This window comes from Microbacterium sp. NPDC060132, assembly GCF_042729675.1.
Classification (GTDB): domain Bacteria; phylum Actinomycetota; class Actinomycetes; order Actinomycetales; family Microbacteriaceae; genus Microbacterium; species Microbacterium sufflavum.
Genome location: NZ_JBHWXU010000001.1, coordinates 2,973,300 through 2,998,414 on the forward strand (window position 1 = coordinate 2,973,300; position 25,115 = coordinate 2,998,414).

Genomic DNA, 25,115 nt, shown 5'->3' on the forward strand with positions numbered 1-25,115 from the left:
GCGGGAGACCGCGTCCGCTCAGCTCGCCTCCTGGAGCACGGCGTCGGTGACGTCGTCGATCTTGCGGGCGCGGATCGGGTGGCCGCTCGTGGAGAGGCACCGCCCGGTCTTCAGATCCCACTTCCAGTCGTGCATGCTGCACGTCAGGACGCCGTCCTCGTCGACCGAGCCGGTGCGGGTCAGGTCGGCGCGCAGGTGCGGACACCGGCGCTGCACCACCCAGTCGCCCACCTCGGCGTCTTCGGTCTGGTCGGTCTGCTCCTGGTACCAGTTCTCGACGTACTCGATGCGGTCCACCGACAGGCACTTGAGGAACGTAGTGAGGAACTCGTTGAACTTGCCGCTGCGGCCCACGGAGAACTGCATCGACAGGAAGATCGAGTTCGACCAGTCGATCTCGTGATCACGGATGTTGGTCGAGACGAGGTCGGCGGGGATCGTGTACCAGTAGACGCACTCCTCCCCCGCGTACTCGCGGACCTTGGCACGCGGGAAGTCCACCACCATGTCGAGCTCGCCGATGCGGAACCGCACGTGGCCGCCCACGCCGAGTCGGATCGTGCGCGACTTCTTCAGCAGCGGCTCCCACCAGTTCTTGAGGGCCTCGAGCATCTCGGCGGGCGGGATGATCTCCGCGCGGGAAGCTTCCTCGTCGCGGATCTCCTGCCGTCGCGACGCCCGCTGCTCCTCCAGGTAGTCCCACTTGTCGTCGAACATGCGGCTGATCTCGGCCTCGGTGTACAGGGTCTGCGCGGTCGTGACCTCACCGCCGTCGATCGTGACGACCGTGCCGGGGATGAACAGCTGGCCGTCGTACTGCGGCGACAGCTCCTTCATATGCGCCAGGAACTGCTTCTGATCCGTGAAGATCGACTCGCCGTTGCGGCCCGTGCCGTTGAAGTCGAACAGGTCGTCGCGCAGGAACATCGGCGGACCGGCCATCGGGAACACGTGCGGGGCGTCGACCTTGTCGATGTAGTACATCGCCCGCTTGTTCTGGGCCTCGCGCTTGAGCCGGGCGAAGTTCTGCTTCGCGTCGAGCGGCAGGTCGTACACCATCGGCCACCAGATCGCGCCGGAGACCTGCGTGAAGTAGGCATCCGGCTTGCCGAAGTGCAGCAGCTTCTCAAGGTCGAGCGGGTGCGAGTCGTTCTGGTTGAGCATCGAGCCCGTGCCGTCGTCGACGCTCAGCGAGGAGTCGCCGATCGGGCCGTCGCTCGGCGCCCGCAACGGCGTGATCATCAGCTTGAGATCACCGCGCTGGATGATCTCGCCCGCGGGCGCGTAGGTGATGTTCGTGTACCCGAGCGCCCGGATGTCCTGCTCCAGATCGTCGATCGGATACTCCGGCAGCAGCACCTCGATGTCCTTGCGGATGTACCGCTCCAGGAGGGCGGGGTCGAAGTGGTCGCGGTGCCGGTGCGAGATGTACAGGAAGTCCGCCTCGCGGCCGAATCGCTCCCAGTCGAGCGCGCGGTTGTCGGGGAACGGGAACCAGGAGCCGAAGAACGAGGGCCCGAGGACCGGGTCGCAGATGATGTTCCCGCCGACCGTCTCGATGAACATCCCGGCGTGGCCGAGTCCCGTGATCCGCATTGCATTCCTCTCGAAGATGAACCGTTCGATTGTACCGAGGTGTCCCTGGGCGACCGGTCGGACGAGCCGGAGATAACCCTCAGGCCTCGAAGAGCCCGCGGATGTCGTCGGCCGAGAGCGACTGCGCGAACAGGGCATCGTCGTCGAGCACGGCGGTGAAGAGCCGGGCCTTGCGCCGCTGCAGGGCGAGCACCTTCTCCTCGATCGTGCCGGTCGCGATCATCCGGTAGACGAACACCTGGCTCGGCTGGCCGATGCGATGCGTGCGGTCGACGGCCTGCGCCTCGGCGGCCGGGTTCCACCACGGGTCGAGGAGGAACACGTAGTCGGCCTCGGTGAGCGTCAGACCGAACCCGCCCGCCTTCAGGCTGATCAGGAAGACCGGCTGCTCGCCCGTCCGGAAGCCCTCGACCACGGCATCCCGTCGCCGCGTCGCACCGTCGAGGTGGGCGTAGGGGATCCCGGCAGCCGCGAGTCGCTCCGCCGCGAGGTCGAGGAAGGACGTGAACTGGCTGAACACCAGGGCGCGGTGGCCCTCCGCCTGGAGCTCGACCACGCGCTCCAGCAGCACGTCGAGCTTGCGCGAGCCGATCCGGGCGTCGGCGGGGTCGACCAGTCCTGGTGCGAGGCTGAGCATCCGCAGCAGCGTGAGCGAACGGAACACGATGAAACGGTTGCGGTCGAGGTCCTCGAGGAGCCCCAGCACCTTCTGGCGCTCCCGCTGCAGCACCGTCTCGTACAGCGACCGGTGCGCCGCGCTGAGCTCCACCTCGAGCACCTGCTCCTGCTTCGGAGGGAGGTCGGCCGCCACCAGCTCCTTCGTACGCCGCAGCAGCAGCGGCCGGATCCGCCGGCGGAGGCGGGCCAGGCGACGCGCGCGGTACTCGCCGCCCTCCGCGTTCTCCGGGACCTTGCCCTGCTCGATCGGCTGGATGTACTGCTCCCGGAACTTCCGCGCCGACGCGAAGAGCCCGGGAGCGGTGAGCTTCAGCAGCGCCCACAGCTCGCTGAGACTGTTCTCGAGCGGGGTGCCCGTCACCGCGAACGTCACATCGGCGGGAAAGCTCGCGACGGCGCGGTGCAGCTTCGTGGCCGGGTTCTTCACGAACTGCGCCTCGTCAAGGATCAGGCCGGCCCAGGTCACCCCAGCGAAGGCCTCCGCGTCGATCCGCGCGACCGCGTACGTCGTGACCACCAGGTCCGCGCCCGCGGCGACCGTCGACAGCGACGGCCCGGACGAGGTGGACCTGGCGGCGACGCGGAGCCCCGGGGTGAACTTCGCGGCCTCGCTCAGCCACGTCGGCAGCACCGAGGTCGGGACGACCACGAGGAAGGGGCGCGTCTCTCCCGCCTCGCGGGTGTGAGCGACGAGCGCGAGCAGCTGCAGCGTCTTGCCGAGGCCCATGTCGTCGGCGAGGATGCCGCCCAGCCGGTGCCCCCAGAGGAACGCCAGCCAGTCGAGCCCCTGCTGCTGATACGGCCGCAACTGCGCCCGGACGCCGGACGGCACCGGGACCGGGGGCACCCCCGCCGCCCCGCGCAGGCCGTCGGCCGTCGCGCGCCAGCTCACGGCGGGCACGGCCTCGTCCGCGAGGTCCTCGAACTCCTCCCACAGGTCGATCTGGTGGCGGCTGAGGCGCGGCCCCGTCTCCCATTCGTCGAGGTCGCCCGCCTCGTCGATCAGCTCACGGAGTCGATCGAGCGCCGGATGGTTCAGCGAGAAGTAGGTGCCGTCGACGAGCAGGAGCTTCCTGCGACCCCTGCTCATCGCGGTGAACAGCGGCTCGAACGGGATCGTGCGCCCGTCGATGCGCACCAGGACGCCCAGGTCGAACCAGTCCGGATCGGTGGACTCGACCGTGCTCACGGTGATCTCGGGCTCGCCCGACAGTTCGCGATACGTCTTCCGGCGACCGTCGACGACCACGGTCACGCCCTCCGCCTCCAGCGCCGGCACGGCCCTGGTGACGAACTCCGCCGCCTCGACGTCGTGGAAGGCCCCCTCCGCGGCGAACGGCTCCCCGATCAGCTCGGCCCACCGCGCGGCGAGGTCGTGCCCCGCCGCACTCTCCGCCCGCAGATCCCGCACCGCCTGCGGCCCGGGGGCGAACGGCACGCGCCCGAAGCCGCGGTAGTCCCACTCGAACGCGTAGGCCACCGTGTCCCCGCGGCGGAACGAGAGGCGCAGCACGGGCTGCGGCGCGGGCAGCTCCGGAAGCCGCACCCGTCCGAGCCCACGGGTCGGTACCCGCCGTGCCAGCACCGGGTAGGCGTCGCGGAGGAACACCTCCTCGTCGGCCGCCGCCACGGTGAGGCCGCCCGGCGCGAGGAGGAGGGGTCGCAGCGGTTCGGCCACCGGAGACTCCGCGAGCGTCACGTGCAGCCGCGCCCCCGACTGGTCGACCGCGTAGAGCCCCGTTCGACCGATCGGATGCACGGAGTCGGGCTCGACCGCGCGTCCGTCGAGCGTAATGGCAGGACGCACCACCAGCGTCCCGTCGTCGGCCCGAGCCACGGTGGCCTCGACCGACGCGGACTCCGCGATCGCCACGGTCGTGGACTTCTGCGTCGCGACCAGCGGGATGCCGAGTGCGCCGGCCACCCTGAGGTGCCCCCACAGCAGGCTCGACTCGATCAGGTCCGCGACCAGCCAGTCGCCCGCCGTGCCGGACAGCAGACTGTCTCTGGCGATGCTGAGCAGATCGGCGAACCATCGAGAGCGCTCACGTCCGTATTCGTCCGGCGCGCGACGAACCGCGTCCCAGGTGGCGGCTCCGAGCACCCACGCGCCGGTCGCGGCGCTGCGCTCCAGGGGACGGATGCCGAGCAGCAGCTCACCGGTCCCCTTCGCCACGTCGCGCGGCGTCGCGGTGCGCTGGGGTCGCGCGGCCCAGGGGTTCGCGCCGCCGGAATCGCGCACCCGGAGCTCGACCCCCAGCGCGAGCGCGGTCCGCGGCTCGGCGGGGACCGCCGCACCGAGGATCGACCGCCAGTCGGACGGCGCGCCGTCGTCGCGCGCGGCATCGGAGGGAACGGTCATACCCCGATCCTCCCCGAGGCCACGGACACCGGCGCCGGTGCGCTCAGGCGGCGCGAGCCACCCGGGCGAGCACGCCGTGCACGAACGGACCGGAGTCGTCGGTCGAGAACTCCTTCGCCAGCTCCACGGCCTCGTCGATCGCGACGGCGGTGGGCACCTCGTCGTTGTACAGGATCTCCCAGACGCCGATGCGCAGCAGCGCCCGGTCGACCGCAGGCATCCGCTCGAGCTTCCAGTCGCGGCTGTGCGTGGTGATCTGCTCGTCGATCTCGTCGCGCTGGTCGATGATGCCGTCGACGATCTCCCTGGCGTACAGCCAGGAGGCCTCGCGAGCGGGCTCGCTCGCCGCGCGCTTGGCCTCGGCCGCCAGCGCGATCGCGAGGTCATCGCCGCGGACGTCGGCGGAGAACAGGATGTCGAGAGCGCGCTTGCGCGCCTTCGTGCGGGCGCTCACGCCTTACTTCTCGCGGCCGAGGTAGTCACCCGTGCGGGTGTCGACCTTGACCTTCGTGCCGGTCTCCAGGAACAGAGGCACCTGGATCTCGTACCCGGTCTCGAGGGTCGCGGGCTTGGTGCCGGCCGACGAGCGGTCGCCCTGCAGGCCGGGCTCGGTGTAGGTGACCTCGAGGATCACGGACGCCGGCAGATCGATGTAGAGAGGGTTGCCGTTGTTGAGGGCGATCGTGACCTGCTGGTTCTCGAGCAGGAAGTTCTTCGCGTCGCCGACCGTCGCCGCCGGAAGCGTGATCTGGTCGAAGTCGGTCTGGTCCATGAACACGAAGCCGTCGCCGTCGGTGTACAGGTAGGTGTAGTCACGGCGGTCGACGTTCTCGATCTCGATCTTCGCGCCCGCGTTGTACGTGCGGTCGACGACCTTGCCCGACACGACGTTCTTCAGCTTGGTGCGGACGAACGCGCCACCCTTGCCGGGCTTCACGTGCTGGAACTCGATGACGCTCCAGAGCTGCCCGTCGATGCTGAGGACGACGCCGTTCTTGATGTCTGCGGTGGATGCCATGCGCTGAAGGTTCCGTTCGTGAGTCCGTGGGGCCGGAGTCGGCCGACAGTCGATTCTACGGGATGATCACGCACGCCCCGCGTGCGCCCGCCTCTGGCCGGGGGTCAGAAAAGCGCGGCCAGCTCCCGCACCGCGTCGGCATAGCCGTCGACACCGCGCCCGATCACGCGCACCGCGGCGACATCGTGCAGGAACGAGTGATGGCGGAACTCCTCCCGCGCGTACACGTCGGAGATGTGCACCTCCGCGAATGGCAGGCCCACCCCGGTCAGCGCATCGCGCAGCACGACCGAGGTGTGCGTCAGGCCGCCCGGGTTGATGATGATCCCGATGCAGTCGGCGCGTGCGGCCTGGATGGCGTCGATGAGCACGCCCTCGTGGTTGCTCTGCACCGCCCGCACCGCGAAACCGGCCTCGGCCGCGGTCTCGGTCGTGATCCGCTCGACGTCCGCGAGGGTCGCGGTGCCGTAGATGTCGGGCTCCCGCGTCCCGAGGAGGTTGAGGTTGGGGCCGTTGACCAGCAGCAGCCGACGCTCGATGCTCATGCCCTCACGCCCTCCGACCCGGCGAGCTCACGCCGCAGAACCCACTCCCGACCGAAGCCCGTCGTCTCGATCTCCCCGGTCCGTGCGAACCCGGCGCGCGCGTACACGGCCTGCGCCCGGTCGTTGTCGACGTGCACCTCCAGCTCGAGCGCGGCCAGACCCTGCTCGAGGGCCCAGGCCGCCGCCGTGTCGAGCAGAGCGTCGATCACGCCGGAGCCCCGGTGCTCGTCCGCGACGTAGACGCCGACGACGAGTCCGGCCTCGGGTCGCTCGCGGTGCGGCAGCACGGTGGCGGTGCCCACCCACTCCCCCGCATCGGTCACCGCGACGAACTGCGCAGCCGCCGACGGCTCGGCCGCGTTCACGGTGCGCTCCTGCCAGAAACGGTCGGGTTGGCCGCTCGCATGCTCCACGGTGTCGAGGAACGCGATCGGGGCGGCCGGATCGGCCAGGGCGCGCAACCGCAGCGCCTTCACCTGCGACCATTCCCCGGCTTCGACGCGACGCACGTGGACACTCACTCGCCCACCTCCTGGTAGGCGGCGAACAGCAGCGACTCGTCGGGTGCCTGCAGCACGGTGGGCTTCGCGATGTCGTCGAGCAGGATGAAGCGCAGCATCCCGCCGCGGCTCTTCTTGTCGCGCTGCATCGTCGCCAGCAGCTGCGGCCACGCGCCGGCGCGATACGACGTGGGAAGGCCCAGGGACTCCAGGATCGACCGGTGCCTCTCGGCAGCCGCATCCGAGAGCCTGCCGGCCAGCCGCGACAGCTCCGCGGCGTACAGCATGCCCACCGAGATCGCCGCGCCGTGCCGCCAGCGGTAGCGCTCGGCGTGCTCGATCGCGTGGCCCAGCGTGTGCCCGTAGTTGAGGATCTCCCGCAGACCCGACTCACGGAAGTCGTCCGACACGACCTGCGCCTTCATGCCGACCGCGAGCTCCACGGCCCGGCGGAACTCCTCCGTGGTCGTGTCGACCGCCCGCGCCGGATCCGCCTCCACGATGTCCAGGATCTCCGGCGCCCAGATGAAGCCGGCCTTCACGACCTCGGCGAAACCGGCCGTCGCCTCGTTCGGGCTCAGGCTGCCGAGCTCGTCGAGGTCTCCGATCACCGCACGGGGCGCCCAGAACGCGCCGACGAGGTTCTTGCCCTCGGCCGTGTTCACGCCGGTCTTGCCTCCCACCGCGGCATCCACGAGCCCGAGGACCGTTGTGGGCACGTGCACCACCTGCACGCCGCGCAGCCAGGTCGCCGCCACGAACCCGGCGAGGTCCGTCACGGCCCCTCCGCCGTAGCCGACGACCGCGTCGGTCCTGGTGAAGTCGGCCTGGCCCATGATCTGCCAGCAGAAGGCGGCCACCTCGATGCGCTTGCCCTGCTCGGCATCGGGGATCTCGGCCAGCAGCACCTCGCGCGGGCCGTCGGCGGTGTCGGCGAGGAGGCGGTCACGAAGCTCCGCCGCACGGTTCGCGAGGGTCGGCGGGTGCACCACGAGCACCTTCCGCACGCCGGGGGCGAGGGCTGCCGAGACGCTGTCGAGGATGCCGCGCCCGATCGCGATGTCGTAGGGGTCGGCGCCGGTGACGCCGATGGTGGTCGTGCTCATCTCTGTTCTCTCCTCCATGCCACGATCTCGTCCGCGATGCGCTGCATCGGCCGTCGCGAGGTGTCGAACGAGATCGACGCGACCTCCTCGTACCACTCGCGCCGCTCCGCGAAGATCCGCTTCCACCGCTCGACGGGGTCGTCGCCGGCCAGCAGCGGCCTCGTGCCGCCGCGGAGCCGGTCGGCCACCGCGTCCTCGCTCACCGTGAGGAACACCACCGGGTGGCCGTGCAGCAGGTGCCGGGTGTCGGCGTCCGTCACGGCGCCGCCGCCGAGGGAGATCACGCCGCCCTCGCTCAGCGCCTGCGCGACCGCCGCCCGCTCGAGGTCGCGGAAGTGCGCCTCCCCGTGCTCGGCGAACAGGGCGGGGATGGGGCCGTGCGCCGCGACGATCCGCTTGTCGGTGTCGATGAAACCCACCCCGAGTCGTCGAGCGACCCGTCGACCGACGCTGGTCTTGCCCGACGCCATCGGGCCGACCAGTACCACCGACAGCGGATCAGCCGCGTTCGTCATGCGCGATGAGCGCCGCCTCGGACGCGGGTGCCGTGCGCAGCTCCTCGGGGATGCCGTCGAGGTATCCCGCCAGGTTGCGCCGTGTCTCGCGGATGCTGTCTCCGCCGAACTTCTCCAGCACGGCCCGGGCGAGCTCGATCGCGACCATCGCCTCGGCCACCACACCGGCGGCCGGCACGGCGCACACGTCGGAGCGCTGGTGGTGCGCTGTCGCGTCCTCCCCCGTCGCCACGTCGATCGTGCGGAGCGCATGCGGGACGGTCGCGATCGGCTTCATGCCGGCCCTGACGCGCAGCACCGTGCCCGTGGACATCCCGCCCTCAGTGCCGCCCGCGCGGTCCGAACCGCGGGTGATGCCCCCGGCGGCGGCGAAGAGCTCGTCGTGGGCTGCCGACCCGCGACGCCGAGTGGTCTCGAAGCCGTCGCCGACCTCGACCCCCTTGATGGCCTGGATGCTCATGAGCGCCTGCGCGAGACGGGCGTCGAGGCGCCGGTCCCAGTGCACGTGGGACCCGAGCCCGGGCGGAAGGCCGTACGCGAGCACCTCGACGATGCCGCCCAGGGTGTCGCCGTCCTTCTTCGCATCGTCGACCTCGGCGACCATCAGTGCGGACGTCGCCCGGTCGAAGCAGCGCAGCGGATCGGCGTCGAGTGCGTCGACGTCATCCGGGGTGGGAAGCGGTGCCCCGTCCGGCACCCGGACCGGGCCGATCGACAGCGTGTGGCTGACCAGGCGGATACCCAGTTCGGACAGGAACGACCGCGCGATCGCGCCGAGCGCGACGCGCGCCGCGGTCTCCCGCGCGCTCGCACGCTCGAGGATCGGACGAGCCTCGTCGAAGTCGTACTTCTGCATCCCGACCAGATCCGCGTGGCCGGGCCGCGGGCGGGTCAGAGGTGCACCGCGACCGCGCGACCGGTCGGTGAGCTCGACGGGCTCCGGGTTCATGACCTCGATCCACTTCGGCCACTCCGTGTTGCCGATGCGGAGCGCGATGGGGCTGCCGAGCGTCTTGCCGTGCCGGACCCCGCCCGAGATCGTGAGCTCGTCCTGCTCGAACTTCATGCGCGAGCCGCGGCCGTAGCCCAGCTTGCGACGCGCGAGATCGGCCTGGATGGCCTCGGACGACACCGGGACGCCGGAAGGCAGACCCTCCATGACGGCGATGAGTTCTGGGCCGTGTGATTCGCCGGCCGTGAGCACGCGGAGCATTGCTCCAGTCTCCCATGCGTTTCGCGTCCGCCGCGCCGCGTGTCGTCGCGGGTCAGAGCGCTGCGCGCATGGCGGCGATCACGTCCGTCTCGGCCGGGAGGGGCGCGGCCGGATCGCCGTGGTGAAAGATGCGGATCTGTCGCACAGCCTGGTGCAGCAGCATCCCCAGCCCCGACACGACCGTGCCGTCGCCCCACGCCGCGGCGAGCGACGATGGCCACGGCGCGTACGCGGCATCGAACAGCGCACCGCCCCGAGCGGCCAGGGGCTCGGTCACCGCGGAGGGCAGGATCGTGCCGGACGGCAGCGTCGCCACGGTCAGGTCCACCCGGCCCGGCCGCGACCCGGCATCGGCGTCCGCGAGCGGGTGCGCCGAGACGACCACCGAGAGACGCTCCCCCAGCGCCACCAGACCCGATGCCCGCTCGGGTCGACGAGCCCGGACGTCCACGCGCGACACCCCCATGTCGGCGAGGGCCACGAGGGCCGAGGCTGCCGTGGCTCCTGCTCCCAGGAGCCGCGCGGTGTCCGCGGTGGTGATCCCCGCCTCCGCCAGCGCGTCGACGATGCCCCCCACATCCGTGTTGAAGCCCGCCGGGGTGGAGCCGAGGAGGAGGGTGTTGACCGCGCCCGTGAGTTCCGCGTGCGCGTCGCGCGCCGCGGCGAACCGGTACGCCTCCTCCTTCAGGGGCATCGTGAGCGACAGCCCACGCCACGAGGGGTCGAGACCACGCACGGCAGCCGCGAATTCGTCGGCCGCGACCCGCCGGCGTCCGTACTCCCAGTCCAGGCCCAGCACGCGGTAGGCCGCGGCATGCAGCTGGGGCGACCGGGAGTGCGCGATCGGGTCGCCCCAGACCGCGAGTCGGGTCGACGTCACGGCCTCAGCAGCCCCCGTCGGGGTTCGCCCTGCACCACTCGCGCCACTTCTCCACGCCCTGCTCGTGTTCGGCGAGCGTCTCCGAGAACTGCGTCTCCCCGGTGGAGAGGTTCACCGTGACGAAGTACAGCCATGGACCGTCGGCGGGCTGCATGGCCGCCTTGATGGCCGCCTCGCTCGGACTCGCGATCGGTGTGACCGGCAGCCCGGTGTTCACGTAGGTGTTCCAGGGGTTCGGGTCCTCGAGCGCTTCTGCGGAGCTCGACACCACGCCCTCGTGCAGCGAGCCGTAGCCGTACTGCGCGGTCGAGTCCATCTGCAGCTTCATGTCGATCGCCAGGCGGTTCTCGATCACACGCGACACCTTGGCGAAGTCGTCCGTGCGACCCTCGCGCTGGATGATCGAGGCGATCGTCAGCACGCGCTGCGCGTCGTCCGCGGGCACGCCGGCCGCGTCGAGCGCCTCCCACGTACGATCCACCATCTGCTGGATGGCCTGCGTCGCCGTGACGCCGGGATCGAACGTGTACACGGCGGGGAACAGCCACCCCTCCAGGCTCTGCGCCTGGACGCCGTAGACGGACGGATCGGCGACCGCGGCCTCGAAGTCCGCGAGCGGCAGCCCGAGCGTCTCCGCCATCGCCGGGAGCGAGGACTTGATCGTGCCGCCCTCCGACACCGAGACGGTGTTCTCGAGCTTGTTCTCCTTGTCCTGGAGGGCGGCGAGGGCGGCCTCGGCCGTCATCTTCTTCTGCAGGCGGTAGACGCCGGGATAGAACGTGACGGCGATGCCCTCGTCGATGAGGTAGTCGTAGAAGACATCGGCGGTCTTGGTCACTCCCGCCTCGTGGAGCGCTGCCGAGACCGGCTGGCCGGTGTCGCCCGACTTGATGGTGACATACACCTCGCCGGTCGCGAGCCCCGGCTCCCAGTCCTTCGCGTCTCCCCAGCCCATGGCGTCGCTGATCCGATCACCGTAGGTGCTCCACGCCCAGGCGCCGCCGGCCACGATGCCGCCGATGATCGCGAGGACGACGATGAGGGCGATCAGGCAGCCCTTGCGGCGCTTCTTCTTCGGCGCGCCCGGCCCGCGGTGGTCGTCGTCACCCGACACGAACAGGTCGTCGAGCCCGCCGCCGACGGCGGGCTCGTCGGGAGAGGTCCGCGCGGTCGAGGCGGCTGTCGGTGCGGAGACACGGGGCAGCGGCCGCGTCGCATCCGCGTCGTGCTCGATGAACGTCTCACGCGAGCCACGGGCGATGGGGACGGCCGTCGTCTCCGGAGCGCGGGACGGCTCTGCCGCGGACACGGGTTCGGCGGCGGCCGATGCCCGATCCTCCGCGCGCGGCGCGACCCGTGCGGGGCGCGCGTCCGACGCGGAGTCAGCGGACCCGGACGCAGCGGGCGCGGGCGCGGTACCGGACTGGTCGAGCGACGGCTCCCCCGCCTGCTGCTGACGAGCGGCTCGCCGCGCGGCCTCACGAGCGGCGCGGCGCGAGCCTGGCACGGGTCCGCTCGTGTCGGCCGTCGGGACCTGCGGCGCCGGAGCCGGCAGGTTCTCGAAGAGGTCGCCCAAGCGCGCGTCGGTGTCGTGCGGTGGCGAAGCGCTATCGCGTTCGGACATGATCAGGCGGGCTCCTCATCGACGGGGACCGGTGCACCGGCCGGGTTTCCGGTGCTCTTCTCCGTGTCGATCGCCTGCTGCAGCAGAACCACCGCGGCGACCTGATCCACAATGCTACGAGAGTTCTTCTGGGAACGCCCGGAACTCCGCAATGCCGCGTGTGCGGACACCGTGCTCAGACGCTCGTCGATGAGCCGCACCGGCACACCGCTCTCGCGCTGCAACAGCGCTGCGAACTCCCGCGCATCCGTGGTGGACGGGGTGTCCGCGCCCTGCAGATTCACCGGCAGCCCGACCACGAACTCCAGCGGTTCGTACTCCGCGGCGATCGCCACGAGTCGCGTGATCGCCGCATCGTCGCGCAGCACGGTCTCGACCGGGACGGCCAGCATGCCGTCGGGATCGCACCGTGCCACGCCCACCCTGGCGCGTCCCACGTCGACGCCGAGCCGCACTCCGCGACGGAAGCCGGTCACGCTTCGCGGAGCTCCTGTGCGATGGCCTCCAGCGCTGCCGGAAGCGCCGCACCGTCGGTGCCGCCGCCCTGGGCGAGGTCGTCGCGCCCGCCGCCGCCACCGCCGAGCACGCCGGCTGCGCGCTTCGCGAGCGCACCCGCCTTCGCGCCCGCCGAACGCGCCGCCTCGTTCGTGGCGACGACCACGACCGGCCGTCCATTGACGATCGCGCCGAGGGCGACCACTGCCGCCTCCGACCCCAGCCGCTCACGGACGCCGTTGACCAGATCGCGCACGTCGTCCGCCGAGGCCACCTCACCGAGCGACTGTGCGGCCACCCGGAACGCGCCGATGCGGGACGCGGCCTCCGCGATCGCGGGGATCTGCCCCGCCCGCTCCTTGGCCTCGAACTGCGCGATGCGCTTCTCGGCGGCCTTGAGGCTCGCGGCGAGATCGGCGATCCGCTCCGGCAACTGCTCGCGCGGAGTCTTGAGCGACGCGGTCAGCTGCGAGACCAGCGCGCGCTCGGCGGCCAGCTCGCGGAACGCGTCGGCACCGACGAGAGCCTCGATACGGCGGTTCGATGCCCCGACGGACGACTCGCCGACCACGCTGACCAGCCCGATCTCGGCGCTCGTCGACACGTGCGTGCCCGCGCAGAGCTCACGCGACCAGGGGCCGCCGATGTCGACCATGCGCACGACATCGCCGTACTTCTCGCCGAACAGAGCCATCGCCCCGGCCTCCTTGGCCTCGTCGAGCGTCACGATGCGCGTCGTCACCTCGAGGGCGTCCTGCACGGCGCGGTTCGTGATCTCCTCGATCTCCGAGCGCGTCTCTCCCGACAGCGCCTGCGACCACGCGAAGTCGAATCGCATATAGCCCGCACGGTTCAGCGAGCCCGACTGGGTCGCGGTCGGGCCCAGCGTGTCGCGCAGAGCGGCGTGCACCAGGTGGGTCGCCGAGTGCGCCTGCCGCGCCGCACGACGGTTGGCCGCGTCGACGATGGTCGTGGCCGCGTCATCCACCGCCACGCTCCCCCGCGTCACCTCGACGGTGTGACTGATCAGCCCGGGGACGGGGCGCTGCACATCGAGCACCTCGAGCTCGTAGCCGGGGCCCACGATCGTGCCCTTGTCGGCGACCTGGCCGCCGGACTCCGCATACAGCGTCGTCTCCGCCAGCACGACCTCGGCGATCTGTCCCTCCGCGGCGCTGCGCACGGAGGCACCGTCGACCAGGATGCCGAGCACCCGCGAGTCGACCTCGAGGGCCGTGTAGCCGTCGAAACCGGTCTCGCCGAGCGCCCGCAGGTCGCGGTAGACCGACACGTCGGCGAGCTGCCGCTTGCGGTTGCGCGCGTCGTCCTTGGCGCGCTGACGCTGCTCCTGCATGAGCGCGTCGAACGCGGCACGGTCGACGTCGAGCCCGGCTTCCTCGGCGACCTCGAGGGTGAGGTCGATCGGGAAGCCGTATGTGTCGTGCAGCAGGAAGGCCTCGGAGCCGCTCAGCGTCGTCCCGCCGCTCTTCTTCGTGTCGTCCACGGCGAGGTCGAGGATGGTCGAGCCCTGGGCGAGGGTGCGCCGGAAGGTCTCCTCCTCGGCGAAGGCGGCCGAGGACAGCACCGACCAGTCGCGCTCGAGCTCGGGGTAGGCCGACTTCATGGCGTCCCGCGACGCGGAGAAGAGCTCGGGGAAGGCAGGCTCGTCGACGCCCAGCAGACGCATCGCCCGCACGGTCCGCCGCATCAGGCGGCGCAGGATGTACCCGCGGCCCTCGTTCGACGGACGCACCCCGTCGGACAGCAGCATCAGCGAGGAGCGCACGTGATCTGCGATCACGCGGAAGCGCACATCGTCCTCGTGCACGGCTCCGTAGCGGCGTCCGGAGAGCTCGACGGCGCGGTCCAGCACGGGCCGCACCTGGTCGATCTCGTACATGTTCTCGACGCCCTGCTTGAGGAAGGCGACGCGCTCGAGACCCATGCCGGTGTCGATGTTCTTCATCGGCAGCTCGCCCACGATGTCGAACTCGGTCTTGCTCCGGATGTTCTCGAGGAAGTCCTGCATGAACACGAGGTTCCACAGCTCCATGAACCGGTTGTCGTCCGCCGCCGGACCGCCGTCCTTGCCGTAGGACGGGCCACGGTCGAAGAAGATCTCGGAGTCGGGTCCGCCGGGGCCGGGCTGCCCGGTGTTCCAGTAGTTGTCCGCGCGGCCGAGGCGCTGGATACGCTCCGGCTTCAGCCCGATGATGTCGCGCCAGATGGCCTCCGCCTCATCGTCAGTCTCGTAGACCGTGACCCACATGTCCTTCTCGTCGAAGCCCAGCCCGCCGTCGGATTCGGAGGTCGTGAGCAGCTCCCACGCGTAGCGGATCGCGCCCTCTTTGAAGTAGTCGCCGAACGACCAGTTGCCGAGCATCTGGAAGAACGTGCCGTGACGCGCCGTGCGTCCGACCTCCTCGATGTCGTTGGTGCGGATGCACTTCTGCACATCGGCGATGCGCGGATGCGGAGCGGGGACCACGCCCGTGAGGTACGGGATCATCGGGACCATGCCGGCGACCGTGAACAGCAGCGACGGGTCGTCGCTGACGAGGGAGGCCGAGGGGACGATGAGGTGATCGTTCTTCTCGAAGTAGGAGAGATAGCGCTGCGCGATTTCCGCAGTGTTCATAGGTCCCGGTTGTCCTTGTGTGAGGGAGCGCGTCGATGCGCGGCTGCGGTGGTTCAGTTCTCGCCCGGCTCGGTGAGCCGCGCCTCCTGGGCGCGATACGCGTCGCCGAGCGCGGCGGTGAAGCCGTTGATGCGGGCGTCGACGTCGGCGAGGATGTCATGGCCGCGCGGGTCCTTGTTCATGAAGTGAGCCGCGACGAAGCCGCCGATCACGCCGATGAGGAACCACAGCACAGTCTTCATGTCGTCATCCTTGCCTGAGAGCCGCGAAGGCGCGGTCTCTCCATCGTAGGCGGAAACGACAGGAGGCGTCGGGAATCCCCGACGCCTCCTGCCTGATGCTCGATCGCTGGATCAGCGAGCCGCGTAGTACTCGACGACGAGCTGCACTTCACAGGTCACGGGGACCTCGGCGCGCTTCGGGCGACGGACCAGACGGGCCTGGAGCTTGTCGAGCTCGACCTCGAGGTAGCCGGGAACGGGAGGAAGCACCTCGGCGTGACCGCCGGCTGCCGCCACCTGGAAGGGCTCGGTGCCCTCGCTCTTGGCCTTGACGTGGATGAGCTGACCCGGCTTCACGCGGAACGACGGGCGGTCGACGAGCTGGCCGTCGACGAGGATGTGACGGTGCACGACGAGCTGGCGAGCCTGAGCCGTGGTGCGGGCGAAACCCGACCGCAGCACGAGAGCGTCGAGACGCATCTCGAGGAGCTCGACCAGGTTCTCACCGGTCAGGCCGTCCTGACGACGAGCCTCGTTGAACGTGTTGCGCATCTGCTTCTCGCGGATGCCGTACTGCTCGCGCAGACGCTGCTTCTCGCGCAGACGGACGGCGTAGTCGCTGTCGGCCTTGCGCTTGGTGCGGCCGTGCTCGCCCGGAGCGTAGGGACGCTTCTCGAGGTAGCGGGCGGCCTTCGGGGTGAGCGGGATGCCGAGGGCACGGCTGAGACGCACCTTGCGGCGGTCCTGGGACTTCGTGGTCACGAAGTGTTCCTTCCGATGACGTGGACGTGGATTTCACGTCCGACGGACGTATCGTCCGCGCTCTGCCTCGGAGCGCACGCCGGGGCGCCGTCGAGGTGTGGTGTGAACGCGGAGATGCCCGAAAACTCGGTTTCGAGCCGCTCAAGTCTAACAGACGACGCCGCGCCGACCGACCGGTCTGTCAGCGGTCGCCGAGGATGCGTCGGATGCGCTCCAGCCGCGCACCGATGTCGCGTTCCGCACCGAGGTTCTTCGGCTCGTAGTAGTGACGTCCGTCCAACTCGTCCGGCAGGTACTGCTGCGGCACGATCCCGTATTCGCTGTCGTGCGAGTAGACGTAACCGCGGCCGTGGCCGAGCCTCTTCGCCCCCGGATAGTGGGCGTCGCGGAGGTGGAGCGGCACCCGGCCGAAGCCGCCCGCGCGGATGTCGGCGATCGCGGCGTCGATGCCGACGTACGCGGCATTGGACTTCGCCGTCGTGGCGAGGTACACCGTGGCCTCGGCGAGCGGGATGCGCCCCTCCGGCATGCCGATGAAGGCGACGGCGTCCGCAGCAGCGACTGCGATGCCGAGCGCCTGGGGATCGGCGAGACCCACGTCCTCCGACGCCGAGATCACCAGGCGCCGAGCGATGAAGCGCGGGTCCTCCCCCGCCTCGATCATGCGCGCCAGGTAGTGGAGTGCGGCGTCGGGATCGGATCCGCGGATCGACTTGATGAACGCGCTGATCACGTCGTAGTGCTCGTCGCCCTGACGGTCGTAGCGGAGCAGCGCCTTGTCCACCGCCTGCGCCACATCGTCCGCCGTCACCGCGGGGACGCCGTCCGATGCGGTGTCGCCGTCCTCGACCGCGGCGGCATGGGACAGCGCGACCGCGGCCGCGGCCTCGAGCCCCGTGAGCGCGCGCCGCGCATCACCCGACGCCAGTCGCACGAGAGCCGTGCGCGCCTCGTCGTCGAGCACCACGGCACCCTTGAGCCCGCGCGCATCCGTCACGGCGCGGTCGACGAGCAGACCGATGTCGTCGTCCGTCAGTGGCTGCAGCGTGAGCAGCAGCGACCGCGACAGCAGCGGGGAGATCACGGAGAACGACGGATTCTCGGTGGTCGCCGCGATCAGGATGACCCAGCCGTTCTCCACTCCGGGCAGCAGCGCATCCTGCTGCGCCTTCGTGAAGCGGTGGATCTCGTCGAGGAAGAGGATGGTCGTCTGGCCGTACAGGTCACGCTGCGTGATCGCCTCCTGCATCACCTCGCGAACGTCCTTCACCCCGGCCGTGATCGCCGACAGTTCGACGAACCGTCGACCGGAGGAGCGCGCGATGGCCTGCGCCAGCGTGGTCTTCCCCGTGCCGGGAGGCCCCCACAGGATGATCGACACGGCCCCGGGCGCTGCCGCCTCGGGATCGGCGAGAGCCACGATCGGGGATCCCGCCCGCAGCAGGTGACGCTGTCCCGCGACCTCATCGAGCGAGACCGGGCGCATGCGCACGGCGAGAGGCGTCTGCCCGGAGAGCAGCGCGGCAGGAGAAGTCACCCCTCCAGGCTAACGGCGGGCGCCGACACCGTGGCGACGGAAGCCGCCCGTGGGCGACGGTAGGCTCTCAGGCGACGCCGCGGACGGGCGTCGGGATGGAGATATCGGGCATGGCGGCACGCGGTTCCAAGAAGGCACAGTCGCGCACCGAGGCGGAGCGCGCACGACTGCATGCCGCGCGCACGCGCTGGCACGAGGACCAGATCCGCCGCCGTCGCCGCGACAACACCGTCGCGGTGATCGTCGGCGGTCTCGTCGTCGTCGCCGCGATCGGGAGCCAGGTCGTGCACGCGCAGGTGACCGCCCCCGAACCGACGCCGAGTCCCACGATCTCCCCCTCCGACTCCCCGGTGCCGTCCGAGTCCCCCCTTCCCTCCGACTCTCCCGTTCCCTCCCCGTCGCCCGTTCCGACGGACACACCGGCGGGCTGACCCCGCGGCGCCGGCTCAGCGATCGGCGACAGCGAGACGGTAGCCGCGCTTCACCACCGTCTGCACCAGCTCCGCGTCGCCCAGAGCCTCGCGCAACCGTGCGACCGCCACCTCCACGGCCCGTGCACTGCGTCGTCGTCCGGCGAGCATCCGCCCGAGCTCCTCCCGGGAGAGCACCCGCCCCTCCGCGAGGAACAGTGCCTCCAGGACTTCTGCGGCGCCCGCCGAGAGCGGGAGGAAGCGCTCATCGAGCAGCACCCCGCCGCTGCGCACGACGAGCTCTCCGGCGTCCGTCCGCTGCATCGGCGCCTGCTCCGAGAAGAACCCGACGACGGCGCGTGCGAGGTCGTCCGGGAGCGCCCCGTCGACCGTCGTGGCGGGGATGTCCGCATCGGCGAGTGACCGGGCCGCCTCCGCACCCGAGGCGACGAGCAGCAGACGCGACGCCCGCGCCCTGGCTCGGATCGCGTCCCCCAGACCGAGGCGCTCGACGGTGCCCCACCAGGAACGCGCGCCCTCGACCGAGAAGAGCAGCACGCCGTCGATGCGCCCGGTCGCGACGCGGTGCACCGACCGTCGAACACCGGCCGGCACGGAATGATCCGCGCGTACCGACGGCACGCGGACGACCTCGGCTCCCGCCGCGGCGAGAAGCGCACCGACATCGACCGGTGTCGGCGACGCCACCGCTCCGTGCGCAGTACCCGCCGACGGGTCATCGGCGATCGCTATCCGGCACCCGGTCAGCGGCCGGCCCACGCTCGTCGAAATGCTCATGCCGGACTCTCCTCGCGTCGCCGCGTGACGGATCCCGTTGTCCGCGCCTCGACGAAACGTCCACCCCCGTCGCGCGTCGCAGCCTCCAGTCCGGCGGCACGCAACCTGCCCAGCACGGCGGGGACTTCTGCGGCGGATGCGCCACGCAGCTCCAGCACTCCGCCATCGGAGGGCCGCACCCGCAGCCCGTGCTCGTCCGCCAGCCGTCCGATGAGGACGAGCTGGGCGCCGGACAGCTCGCCCGCGACAGCGAGGGTCACGCCGAGCACGGTCTCCCCGGTGCGGGGTCGTCCGACCGGGCCCCGCTCGGGGACACCCCGTCGCCCTGAGCCGATCGCAACCGCTCCGGCGCGCGCGATGAGGCGCCGCGCGACCGCCCGCGCGCAGAACGCGCACTCCGCGCTTTCGGGGAACTCCGCGAGGCCGCTCAGGCCGTGCTCTCGTCGCTCCGTCACCGCCGTGACCGGGGATGGCCCCGTGAGCAACGCATGACCGCAGGTCACAGCGCTCTCGTGCTCGCGAAGCAGCTCGGACACCGCCCGCGCCCTGGCGCCGTCATCCGCGGCCGCGCGGAGGGCCGCGAGCCGGTCCTCGTCGCCGAGCACCGTCGCACCGAGCAGGACTCGTCCGTCCTCGGAGAGGAGGAGGTCGCCCGCGATCCGTCCCGGCGCGTCCGCCAGGGGGACGACGACTCCGACGGTTTCGCCGTCCGGCGACGACCGGAGATCCGTGAACTCGACGCCTCCCGCACGCACGATCGTCGTCAGCCACCGGGTCCGTGTCGTCGCCACGGCCTCCCGCATCCTGTCCGCCACGCGCCCGCCACCGCCCGGTGCCCGCGGGCCCGCCTCGTCGTCCGCCGCGACAGCGACGCTCCCCACGGCCAGGATGTGCGGATCACTCGTGCGACCGTCGGCGTCGACGAGCACGCCGCCGCCCGGCACCACGGTGAGCCCCGCGTTCCGCGCGAGCTCGTCACGCGGGCGCACCGCGGGCGCGAACACGACCGCATCCGTCCGGGCGAAGGAACCGTCGTGGAATTCGATGCTCGCGACCGCGCCGGACTCGTCCGCATCGATGCGGGTGACGCGCGTCGACCTCCGCACCGCGATCCCGCGCTCCCGCAGGAGTGCGTCGACTGCCGCCGAGGTGCGACGACCCGGATCCGCGTGGTCTCCTCGTTCGTGCACGGCCGCGACCTCGACTCCGCTCTCCGCGAGCGCGAGCGCGGCGGCGAACCCGCCCGGCCCGTCACCGACGACCGTCGCGCGCGGACGCCGCCACTGCTCGCCGCGCGGCGCGTGCACATGGGCCCGCAGCGCCGACGCATCCGCGGCGGACTGGAACGTGAAGCACCCGGGCAGTCCGGCCCCGTCGAGCGTCGGACGAACCGGGTGCCGCCCGGTCGCGAGGACGAGCACGTCGTACATGTACACGCGCCCGGAGCGGGTGCGGACGCGGCGGAGCTTCCGGTCGATCTTCCGCACCCGATCATCCCGGATCAGGCGCACGCGGTCGTCGCGGAACACCCCTCGGTCGAGGTCCAGGTCAGCGGGGTCATCCCCCCGGACGAGTCGGTACAACCGGGTGCGGTCGTACGGCAGGCGCCCCTCGTCGCCGATCACCGTGACCCGAATGTCGTCGCAGGGATCGCCCAGGAGGTGCGCCACGAACGCGTGCGCCGCGGGCCCCGCGCCGACGATCAGGACCTCCGTCCTCCGGGATGCGCTGTCGTCCATGGACCTCCTGTCGACCTGCGGACCGTCGTGGGACGACGATAGGAGCGCCGTGTTACCCGGAGATGACGTCGCGTGTTTCGCGCGTCGAACGTTCTCCTCACAAATCGATAACGCGCCTTCGGCCTCACCCCGCAGCGCGGGTCGTACTAGGCTGAGCCTCGTCCTTTCCGCCTCCCGCGGCCCGACCGCGCAAGGAGAATCACCGTGTCTGCCACCGAGCCCTCGAAGCCGACCCCGCCCATCCCCGCACCGCCCGCCGTGCCCATGCCCCGGAAGGCCCCGACGCCCGCCGCGGTCGCGCCCGCCGCACCGGCGACGCCCGCGCCCTCCGCCTCGGCGCTCGAATGGGGTCGCGTCTCCGACGATGGCACGGTCGAGGTCCGCGAGGGCGAGTCGTGGCGGGTGGTCGGCCAGTATCCCGACGGCACCCCGGAAGAGGCCCTCGCCTACTTCGTGCGCAAGTACGACGACATCGCCTTCAAGGTGCACGCGCTCGAGCAGCGCCATCAGGCCGGCGGCGCCTCGGCGAGCGACCTCGCGAAGCAGGCCTCGCACCTCATCGCCGAGGCGACGGATGCCGCAGCGGTCGGCGACCTCGCGGGCCTGCGCGACCGGCTGAACGCCCTGACCGCCTCGCTCTCGGAGGCGACGGAGCAGGAGGCTCAGCAGGCCAGGGCGCTCGTGGAGCAGGCGGTCGCGGAGCGCACGGCCCTGGTGGAGCGCGCCGAGGCCATCGCCGCCCGCGACCTCAGCAAGGTGCAGTGGAAGCAGGTCACGGCCGAGCTCAACGAGCTGTTCGAGTCGTGGCAGGCACAGCAGCAGAACGGTCCGCGCCTGTCGAAGAGCGTGTCGCAGCAGCTCTGGAAACGGTTCCGTGACGCCCGCTCGGTGGTCGACAAGCACCGGCGCGCCTTCTACTCCGAGCTCGACGAGACGCACAAGGCTGCACGCGACGCCAAGTCGCGGCTGGTCGAGCGCGCCGAGGCTCTCGCTCCCCGCGGCGTCGACGGCATCCCCGCGTACCGCACCCTGCTCGACGAGTGGAAGGCCGCCGGCCGTGCCGGGCGCAAGGCCGACGACGCGCTCTGGGCGCGGTTCAAGGCGGCCGGCGATGCGCTGTACGCCGCGCGGGCTGAGCAGGCCGCCGCGGAAGAGGCAGACTCCGCGCCCCGGATCGAGGCACGGCAGGCTCTTCTGGAACAGGCGAAGGCCGTGACCGACGAGTCGAACATCAAGCGTGCGCGGGCACTGCTCACCCGCATCCAGCGCGAGTGGGACGAGGTGGGCCGCATCTTCCCGCGCGAGAAGGAGCGCGCTCTCGACGACAAGCTCCGGGTGATCGAGCAGGCGCTCAAGGCCCGCGAGGACGTCGACTGGAAGAAGAACAACCCCGAGACCAAGGCGCGCGCGAACGACATGAGCTCGCAGCTGCACGAGGCCATCGAGAAGCTCGAGGCCGAGCTGGCGGTCGCGGAGAAGTCGGGCGACACCAAGGCCGCCAAGACCGCGGCTGACGCGCTCGAAGCCCGCCGCGCCTGGCTCAACGCCCTGGGCGGCTGACGCTTTCCACAACCCGCGACGACCGCCACAGGAGCGGGATGCGCTGCGCCACACTGGCGTGATGCATCCCGCTCTTCTGTATCTGCCCGGCGCGCGGCTGAGTCTGCCGGAGCTCGCCGCCGCTCGACTCGACGGCCACGTCGTCGACCTCGGCGAGGCGTACATCCCGGCCGACCTCATCGAGGGTGCGGACGTGCGTGCCGCGTCGATCGGGCCTCTCGTGCAGGACGGCGCCGCGGCCTGCGGCCCGACCGCCGCATGGATCCACGGCGCCGGAGACGCACCGCCGCCCGTGCATCACGTGAAGCGGTGCGTCGAGCGTCGCGTGCGCCCGCGTACGAGTGCCCGCCTGGTCTTCCACGACACCGTGCTCGCCGCCGCAGACGTCGTCGTGATCGGTGGCGTCGCCGTGTCGACGCCCGCGCGGACGATGGTCGACCTGGCGACGAGCCTGCATCGCGACCCCCGCGTGCTTCCCTGGATGGATGCCCTCGCCGTCGCCTGCCCGGCGGTGACCGCACAAGCCCTCGTCGAGCTGCGCGGGACCAGCCGTGTGCCGGGGAGCCGCGTCGGCATCGCCGCCCTCGAGCGGGTCGCGCTCAGGACGAGGTGACGCGGTAGACGTCGTACACCGCGTCGATGCGCCGCACGGCGTTCAGCACGCGGTCCAGGTGCACGGCGTCGCCCATCTCGAACACGAAGCGGCTCAGCGCCAGGCGCTCATCGGTCGTGCTGACCGTGGCGGACAGGATGTTGACGTGGTGCTCGCTCAGCACTCGAGTGACATCCGACAGGAGCCCGGACCGGTCGAGCGCCTCAACCTGGATCTGCACGCGGAACACGCTCTTGGTGGTCGGTGCCCAGGAGACCTCGACGAAGCGGTCCTGCTCGCCGCTCAGCGCCTTGACGTTGACGCAGTCGGCACGGTGGACCGAGACGCCGCTCCCCCGCGTGACGAAGCCCACGATCGGGTCCCCCGGCACGGGGGTGCAGCACTTGGCGAGCTTGACGAGGATGTCGTTCGCACCGCGCACGAGCACCCCGGAGTCGCCGCCGCGCGGCTCCCTGGTCTGCACGCTGCCCGGCAGATCGATCGCCCCGGTCGTCGTGTCGTTCGCCGCCACCAGGGCGGTGACCTTCTCGAGCACGGACTGCGTGGACACGTGTCCCTCGCCGACAGCCGCGTAGAGCCCGGACACGTCTTCGTAGTGCAGCTGATGCGCGACCTCGGTGAACGAGTCCTGGTTCATCAGGCGCTGCAGCGGCAGGTTCTGTCGGCGCATCGCCCGGGCGATCGCCTCCTTGCCCTGCTCGATCGCCTCCTCGCGACGCTCCTTCGTGAACCAGCCGCGGATCTTGTTCCGCGCCCGCGTGCTCTTGACGAAGCCGAGCCAGTCCTGGCTGGGGCCGGCGTCGGGGTTCTTCGACGTGAACACCTCGACGACGTCGCCGCTCTTGAGCTCCGACTCGAGCGGCACGAGGCGGCCGTTGACCTTGGCGCCCATCGTGCGATGGCCGATCTCGGTGTGCACGGCGTAGGCGAAGTCGACGGGCGTCGCGCCGGCGGGAAGGCCGATGACCCGTCCCTTCGGCGTGAAGACGTAGACCTCCTTGGCTCCGATCTCGAAGCGCAGCGAGTCGAGGAACTCGCCGGGGTCCGCGGTCTCGGCCTGCCAGTCGGAGATGTGCGCGAGCCACGCCATGTCGGTGTCGGAGGCGCGGACCTCGGCCTTGCCGCCGCCGTTCATCCGCTCCTTGTACATCCAGTGCGCCGCGACGCCGTACTCCGCCTGCTGGTGCATCTCGTGCGTGCGGATCTGGATCTCCACCGTGCGTCCGGCCGGGCCGATCACGGTCGTGTGCAGCGACTGATAGAGGTTGAACTTCGGGGTGGCGATGTAGTCCTTGAAGCGGCCGGGCAACGGCGTCCAGCGCGCGTGGATCGCGCCGAGCACCGCGTAGCAGTCGCGCACCGACGACACCAGCACGCGGATGCCGATGAGGTCGTAGATGTCGTCGAACTCGCGCCCCCGGATCACCATCTTCTGGTAGACGGAGTAGAGCTGCTTCGGCCGGCCGACGACCTTGCCACGGATCCGCAGATCCCGCAGGTCCTCGTCGATCTCCTCGATCACCTGGCCGAGGTACTTCTCCCGCTGCGGTGTGCGCTGGGCGATCAGGCTGTGGATCTCGTTGTAGATCTTCGGGTGCAGCACCGCGAACGAGAGGTCTTCCAGCTCCGACTTGATGGCCTGGATACCGAGGCGGTTGGCCAGAGGCGCATAGATCTCCAGCGTCTCCTTCGCCTTCTTCGCCGCCTTCTCGGGCGGTACGAAGCCCCACGTGCGGGCGTTGTGCAGGCGGTCGGCGAGCTTGATCAGCAGCACGCGGATGTCCTTCGACATCGCCACGATCATCTTGCGGACCGTCTCCGCCTGCGCACTCTCGCCGTACTTGACCTTGTCGAGCTTCGTGACGCCGTCGACCAGCATCGCGACCTCGTCGCCGAATTCAGCGGTCAGGTCGGTCAGCGCGTAACCGGTGTCCTCGACGGTGTCGTGCAGGAGGGCCGCGGCGATCGCGCGCGGGCCCAGGCCGAGCTCGGCGAGGATCTGCGCGACGGCCAGCGGGTGCGTGATGTACGGCTCGCCGCTCTGCCGCTTCTGCCCCTCGTGCTTCTCCTTCGCGACCGCGTAGGCCCGGGAGATGACGGAGAAGTCGCCCTTGGGATGATTCGCCCTGACCGTGCGGATCAGGTTGTCGAGATCGTTGATGCGGGACGCGCGAGAGAAGATGCGGGGCACGAGCCGTCGCAGACTCGAACCCTGCGACGCCGTCTGCGGCTCCGCCATCCACTCACCTCCGAATCAGACAATCCTACGCGTGCTGAGAGGGGGCGAGCCCCGCGCAGCGGGGGC

22 protein-coding genes are annotated in these 25,115 nt (G+C 70.8%); 3 read left to right on the forward strand and 19 right to left on the reverse strand.

What is annotated here, in order from left to right:
- Positions 1-18: 18 nt before the first annotated feature.
- The 16 genes from ACFWCH_RS14375 to ACFWCH_RS14450 all read right to left on the reverse strand — a co-directional run bounded on the left by ACFWCH_RS14375 (position 19) and on the right by ACFWCH_RS14450 (position 17,690).
- Positions 19-1,596, reverse strand: coding sequence for a Rieske 2Fe-2S domain-containing protein (locus ACFWCH_RS14375; protein WP_378803698.1), 1,578 nt, complete (start codon positions 1,594-1,596; stop codon positions 19-21).
- 79 nt (positions 1,597-1,675) lie between these two features.
- Complete coding sequence (locus tag ACFWCH_RS14380; RefSeq protein WP_378803699.1) at positions 1,676-4,636, reverse strand: DEAD/DEAH box helicase; 2,961 nt, start codon at positions 4,634-4,636, stop codon at positions 1,676-1,678.
- A 43-nt stretch (positions 4,637-4,679) separates the two neighbouring features.
- Positions 4,680-5,090, reverse strand: a complete 411-nt coding sequence (gene nusB, locus ACFWCH_RS14385) for a transcription antitermination factor NusB (protein WP_136033679.1) — start codon at positions 5,088-5,090, stop codon at positions 4,680-4,682.
- Positions 5,091-5,093: 3 nt separating this feature from the next.
- Positions 5,094-5,654, reverse strand: coding sequence for an elongation factor P (efp, locus tag ACFWCH_RS14390; protein WP_136033676.1), 561 nt, complete (start codon positions 5,652-5,654; stop codon positions 5,094-5,096).
- A gap of 104 nt (positions 5,655-5,758) precedes the next feature.
- Positions 5,759-6,199: a type II 3-dehydroquinate dehydratase gene (locus ACFWCH_RS14395; RefSeq protein WP_378803700.1), complete on the reverse strand. Its 441-nt coding sequence runs from the start codon at positions 6,197-6,199 to the stop codon at positions 5,759-5,761.
- Positions 6,196-6,708, reverse strand: coding sequence for a GNAT family N-acetyltransferase (locus ACFWCH_RS14400; protein WP_378803701.1), 513 nt, complete (start codon positions 6,706-6,708; stop codon positions 6,196-6,198). The genes ACFWCH_RS14395 and ACFWCH_RS14400 overlap by 4 nt, the downstream gene beginning before the upstream one ends.
- Positions 6,709-6,716: 8 nt before the next feature.
- On the reverse strand, positions 6,717-7,805 hold the full coding sequence (aroB, locus tag ACFWCH_RS14405) for a 3-dehydroquinate synthase (RefSeq protein WP_136033671.1): 1,089 nt from the start codon (positions 7,803-7,805) through the stop codon (positions 6,717-6,719).
- On the reverse strand, positions 7,802-8,320 hold the full coding sequence (locus ACFWCH_RS14410; protein ID WP_136033669.1) for a shikimate kinase: 519 nt from the start codon (positions 8,318-8,320) through the stop codon (positions 7,802-7,804). The genes aroB and ACFWCH_RS14410 overlap by 4 nt, the downstream gene beginning before the upstream one ends.
- A complete protein-coding gene (gene aroC, locus ACFWCH_RS14415) occupies positions 8,304-9,533 on the reverse strand; it encodes a chorismate synthase (protein WP_136033667.1) in 1,230 nt (409 codons plus the stop codon). Before aroC ends, ACFWCH_RS14410 begins: the two co-directional genes overlap by 17 nt.
- A gap of 52 nt (positions 9,534-9,585) precedes the next feature.
- Positions 9,586-10,413, reverse strand: coding sequence for a shikimate dehydrogenase family protein (locus ACFWCH_RS14420; protein WP_378803702.1), 828 nt, complete (start codon positions 10,411-10,413; stop codon positions 9,586-9,588).
- A gap of 4 nt (positions 10,414-10,417) precedes the next feature.
- The gene (gene mltG / locus ACFWCH_RS14425; RefSeq protein ID WP_378803703.1) at positions 10,418-12,037 is read right to left on the reverse strand and encodes an endolytic transglycosylase MltG; all 1,620 of its coding nucleotides are present in this window, start codon (positions 12,035-12,037) and stop codon (positions 10,418-10,420) included.
- Positions 12,038-12,039: 2 nt separating this feature from the next.
- Positions 12,040-12,513 carry a Holliday junction resolvase RuvX gene (gene ruvX / locus ACFWCH_RS14430; RefSeq protein WP_378803704.1) on the reverse strand — a complete coding sequence of 158 codons (474 nt, stop codon included), beginning with the start codon at positions 12,511-12,513 and terminating at the stop codon, positions 12,040-12,042.
- Positions 12,510-15,170: an alanine--tRNA ligase gene (alaS, locus tag ACFWCH_RS14435; RefSeq protein WP_378803705.1), complete on the reverse strand. Its 2,661-nt coding sequence runs from the start codon at positions 15,168-15,170 to the stop codon at positions 12,510-12,512. The genes ruvX and alaS overlap by 4 nt, the downstream gene beginning before the upstream one ends.
- A gap of 53 nt (positions 15,171-15,223) precedes the next feature.
- A complete protein-coding gene (locus tag ACFWCH_RS14440) occupies positions 15,224-15,412 on the reverse strand; it encodes a hypothetical protein (RefSeq protein ID WP_136033658.1) in 189 nt (62 codons plus the stop codon).
- 111 nt (positions 15,413-15,523) lie between these two features.
- Positions 15,524-16,153 carry a 30S ribosomal protein S4 gene (rpsD, locus tag ACFWCH_RS14445; RefSeq protein ID WP_136033656.1) on the reverse strand — a complete coding sequence of 210 codons (630 nt, stop codon included), beginning with the start codon at positions 16,151-16,153 and terminating at the stop codon, positions 15,524-15,526.
- A 181-nt stretch (positions 16,154-16,334) separates the two neighbouring features.
- Positions 16,335-17,690, reverse strand: a complete 1,356-nt coding sequence (locus tag ACFWCH_RS14450) for a replication-associated recombination protein A (protein ID WP_378803706.1) — start codon at positions 17,688-17,690, stop codon at positions 16,335-16,337.
- Positions 17,691-17,800: 110 nt separating this feature from the next.
- Between ACFWCH_RS14450 and ACFWCH_RS14455 the strand changes: the two genes are divergently transcribed.
- Entirely contained in the window at positions 17,801-18,121 is a 321-nt protein-coding gene (locus tag ACFWCH_RS14455) for a hypothetical protein (protein ID WP_247638804.1), read from the forward strand.
- 15 nt (positions 18,122-18,136) lie between these two features.
- Here the strand turns inward: ACFWCH_RS14455 and ACFWCH_RS14460 are convergent, their stop codons facing one another.
- Positions 18,137-18,898 carry a winged helix-turn-helix domain-containing protein gene (locus ACFWCH_RS14460; protein WP_136033650.1) on the reverse strand — a complete coding sequence of 254 codons (762 nt, stop codon included), beginning with the start codon at positions 18,896-18,898 and terminating at the stop codon, positions 18,137-18,139.
- Positions 18,895-20,637, reverse strand: coding sequence for an FAD-dependent oxidoreductase (locus tag ACFWCH_RS14465; RefSeq protein WP_378803707.1), 1,743 nt, complete (start codon positions 20,635-20,637; stop codon positions 18,895-18,897). Before ACFWCH_RS14465 ends, ACFWCH_RS14460 begins: the two co-directional genes overlap by 4 nt.
- A 204-nt stretch (positions 20,638-20,841) precedes the next feature.
- On the opposite strand from ACFWCH_RS14465, the gene ACFWCH_RS14470 reads away from it, so the two are divergent.
- Complete coding sequence (locus tag ACFWCH_RS14470; RefSeq protein ID WP_378803708.1) at positions 20,842-22,197, forward strand: DUF349 domain-containing protein; 1,356 nt, start codon at positions 20,842-20,844, stop codon at positions 22,195-22,197.
- A gap of 61 nt (positions 22,198-22,258) precedes the next feature.
- Positions 22,259-22,810, forward strand: a complete 552-nt coding sequence (locus tag ACFWCH_RS14475) for a type IV toxin-antitoxin system AbiEi family antitoxin (protein ID WP_136033647.1) — start codon at positions 22,259-22,261, stop codon at positions 22,808-22,810.
- On the opposite strand, the gene ACFWCH_RS14480 is transcribed toward ACFWCH_RS14475, so the two are convergent.
- Positions 22,797-25,049 (reverse strand): bifunctional (p)ppGpp synthetase/guanosine-3',5'-bis(diphosphate) 3'-pyrophosphohydrolase, encoded by a 2,253-nt coding sequence (locus tag ACFWCH_RS14480; RefSeq protein ID WP_136033645.1) that lies wholly within the window; start codon positions 25,047-25,049, stop codon positions 22,797-22,799. The two genes, ACFWCH_RS14475 and ACFWCH_RS14480, sit on opposite strands and share 14 nt — an antisense overlap.
- Positions 25,050-25,115 lie beyond the last annotated feature (66 nt).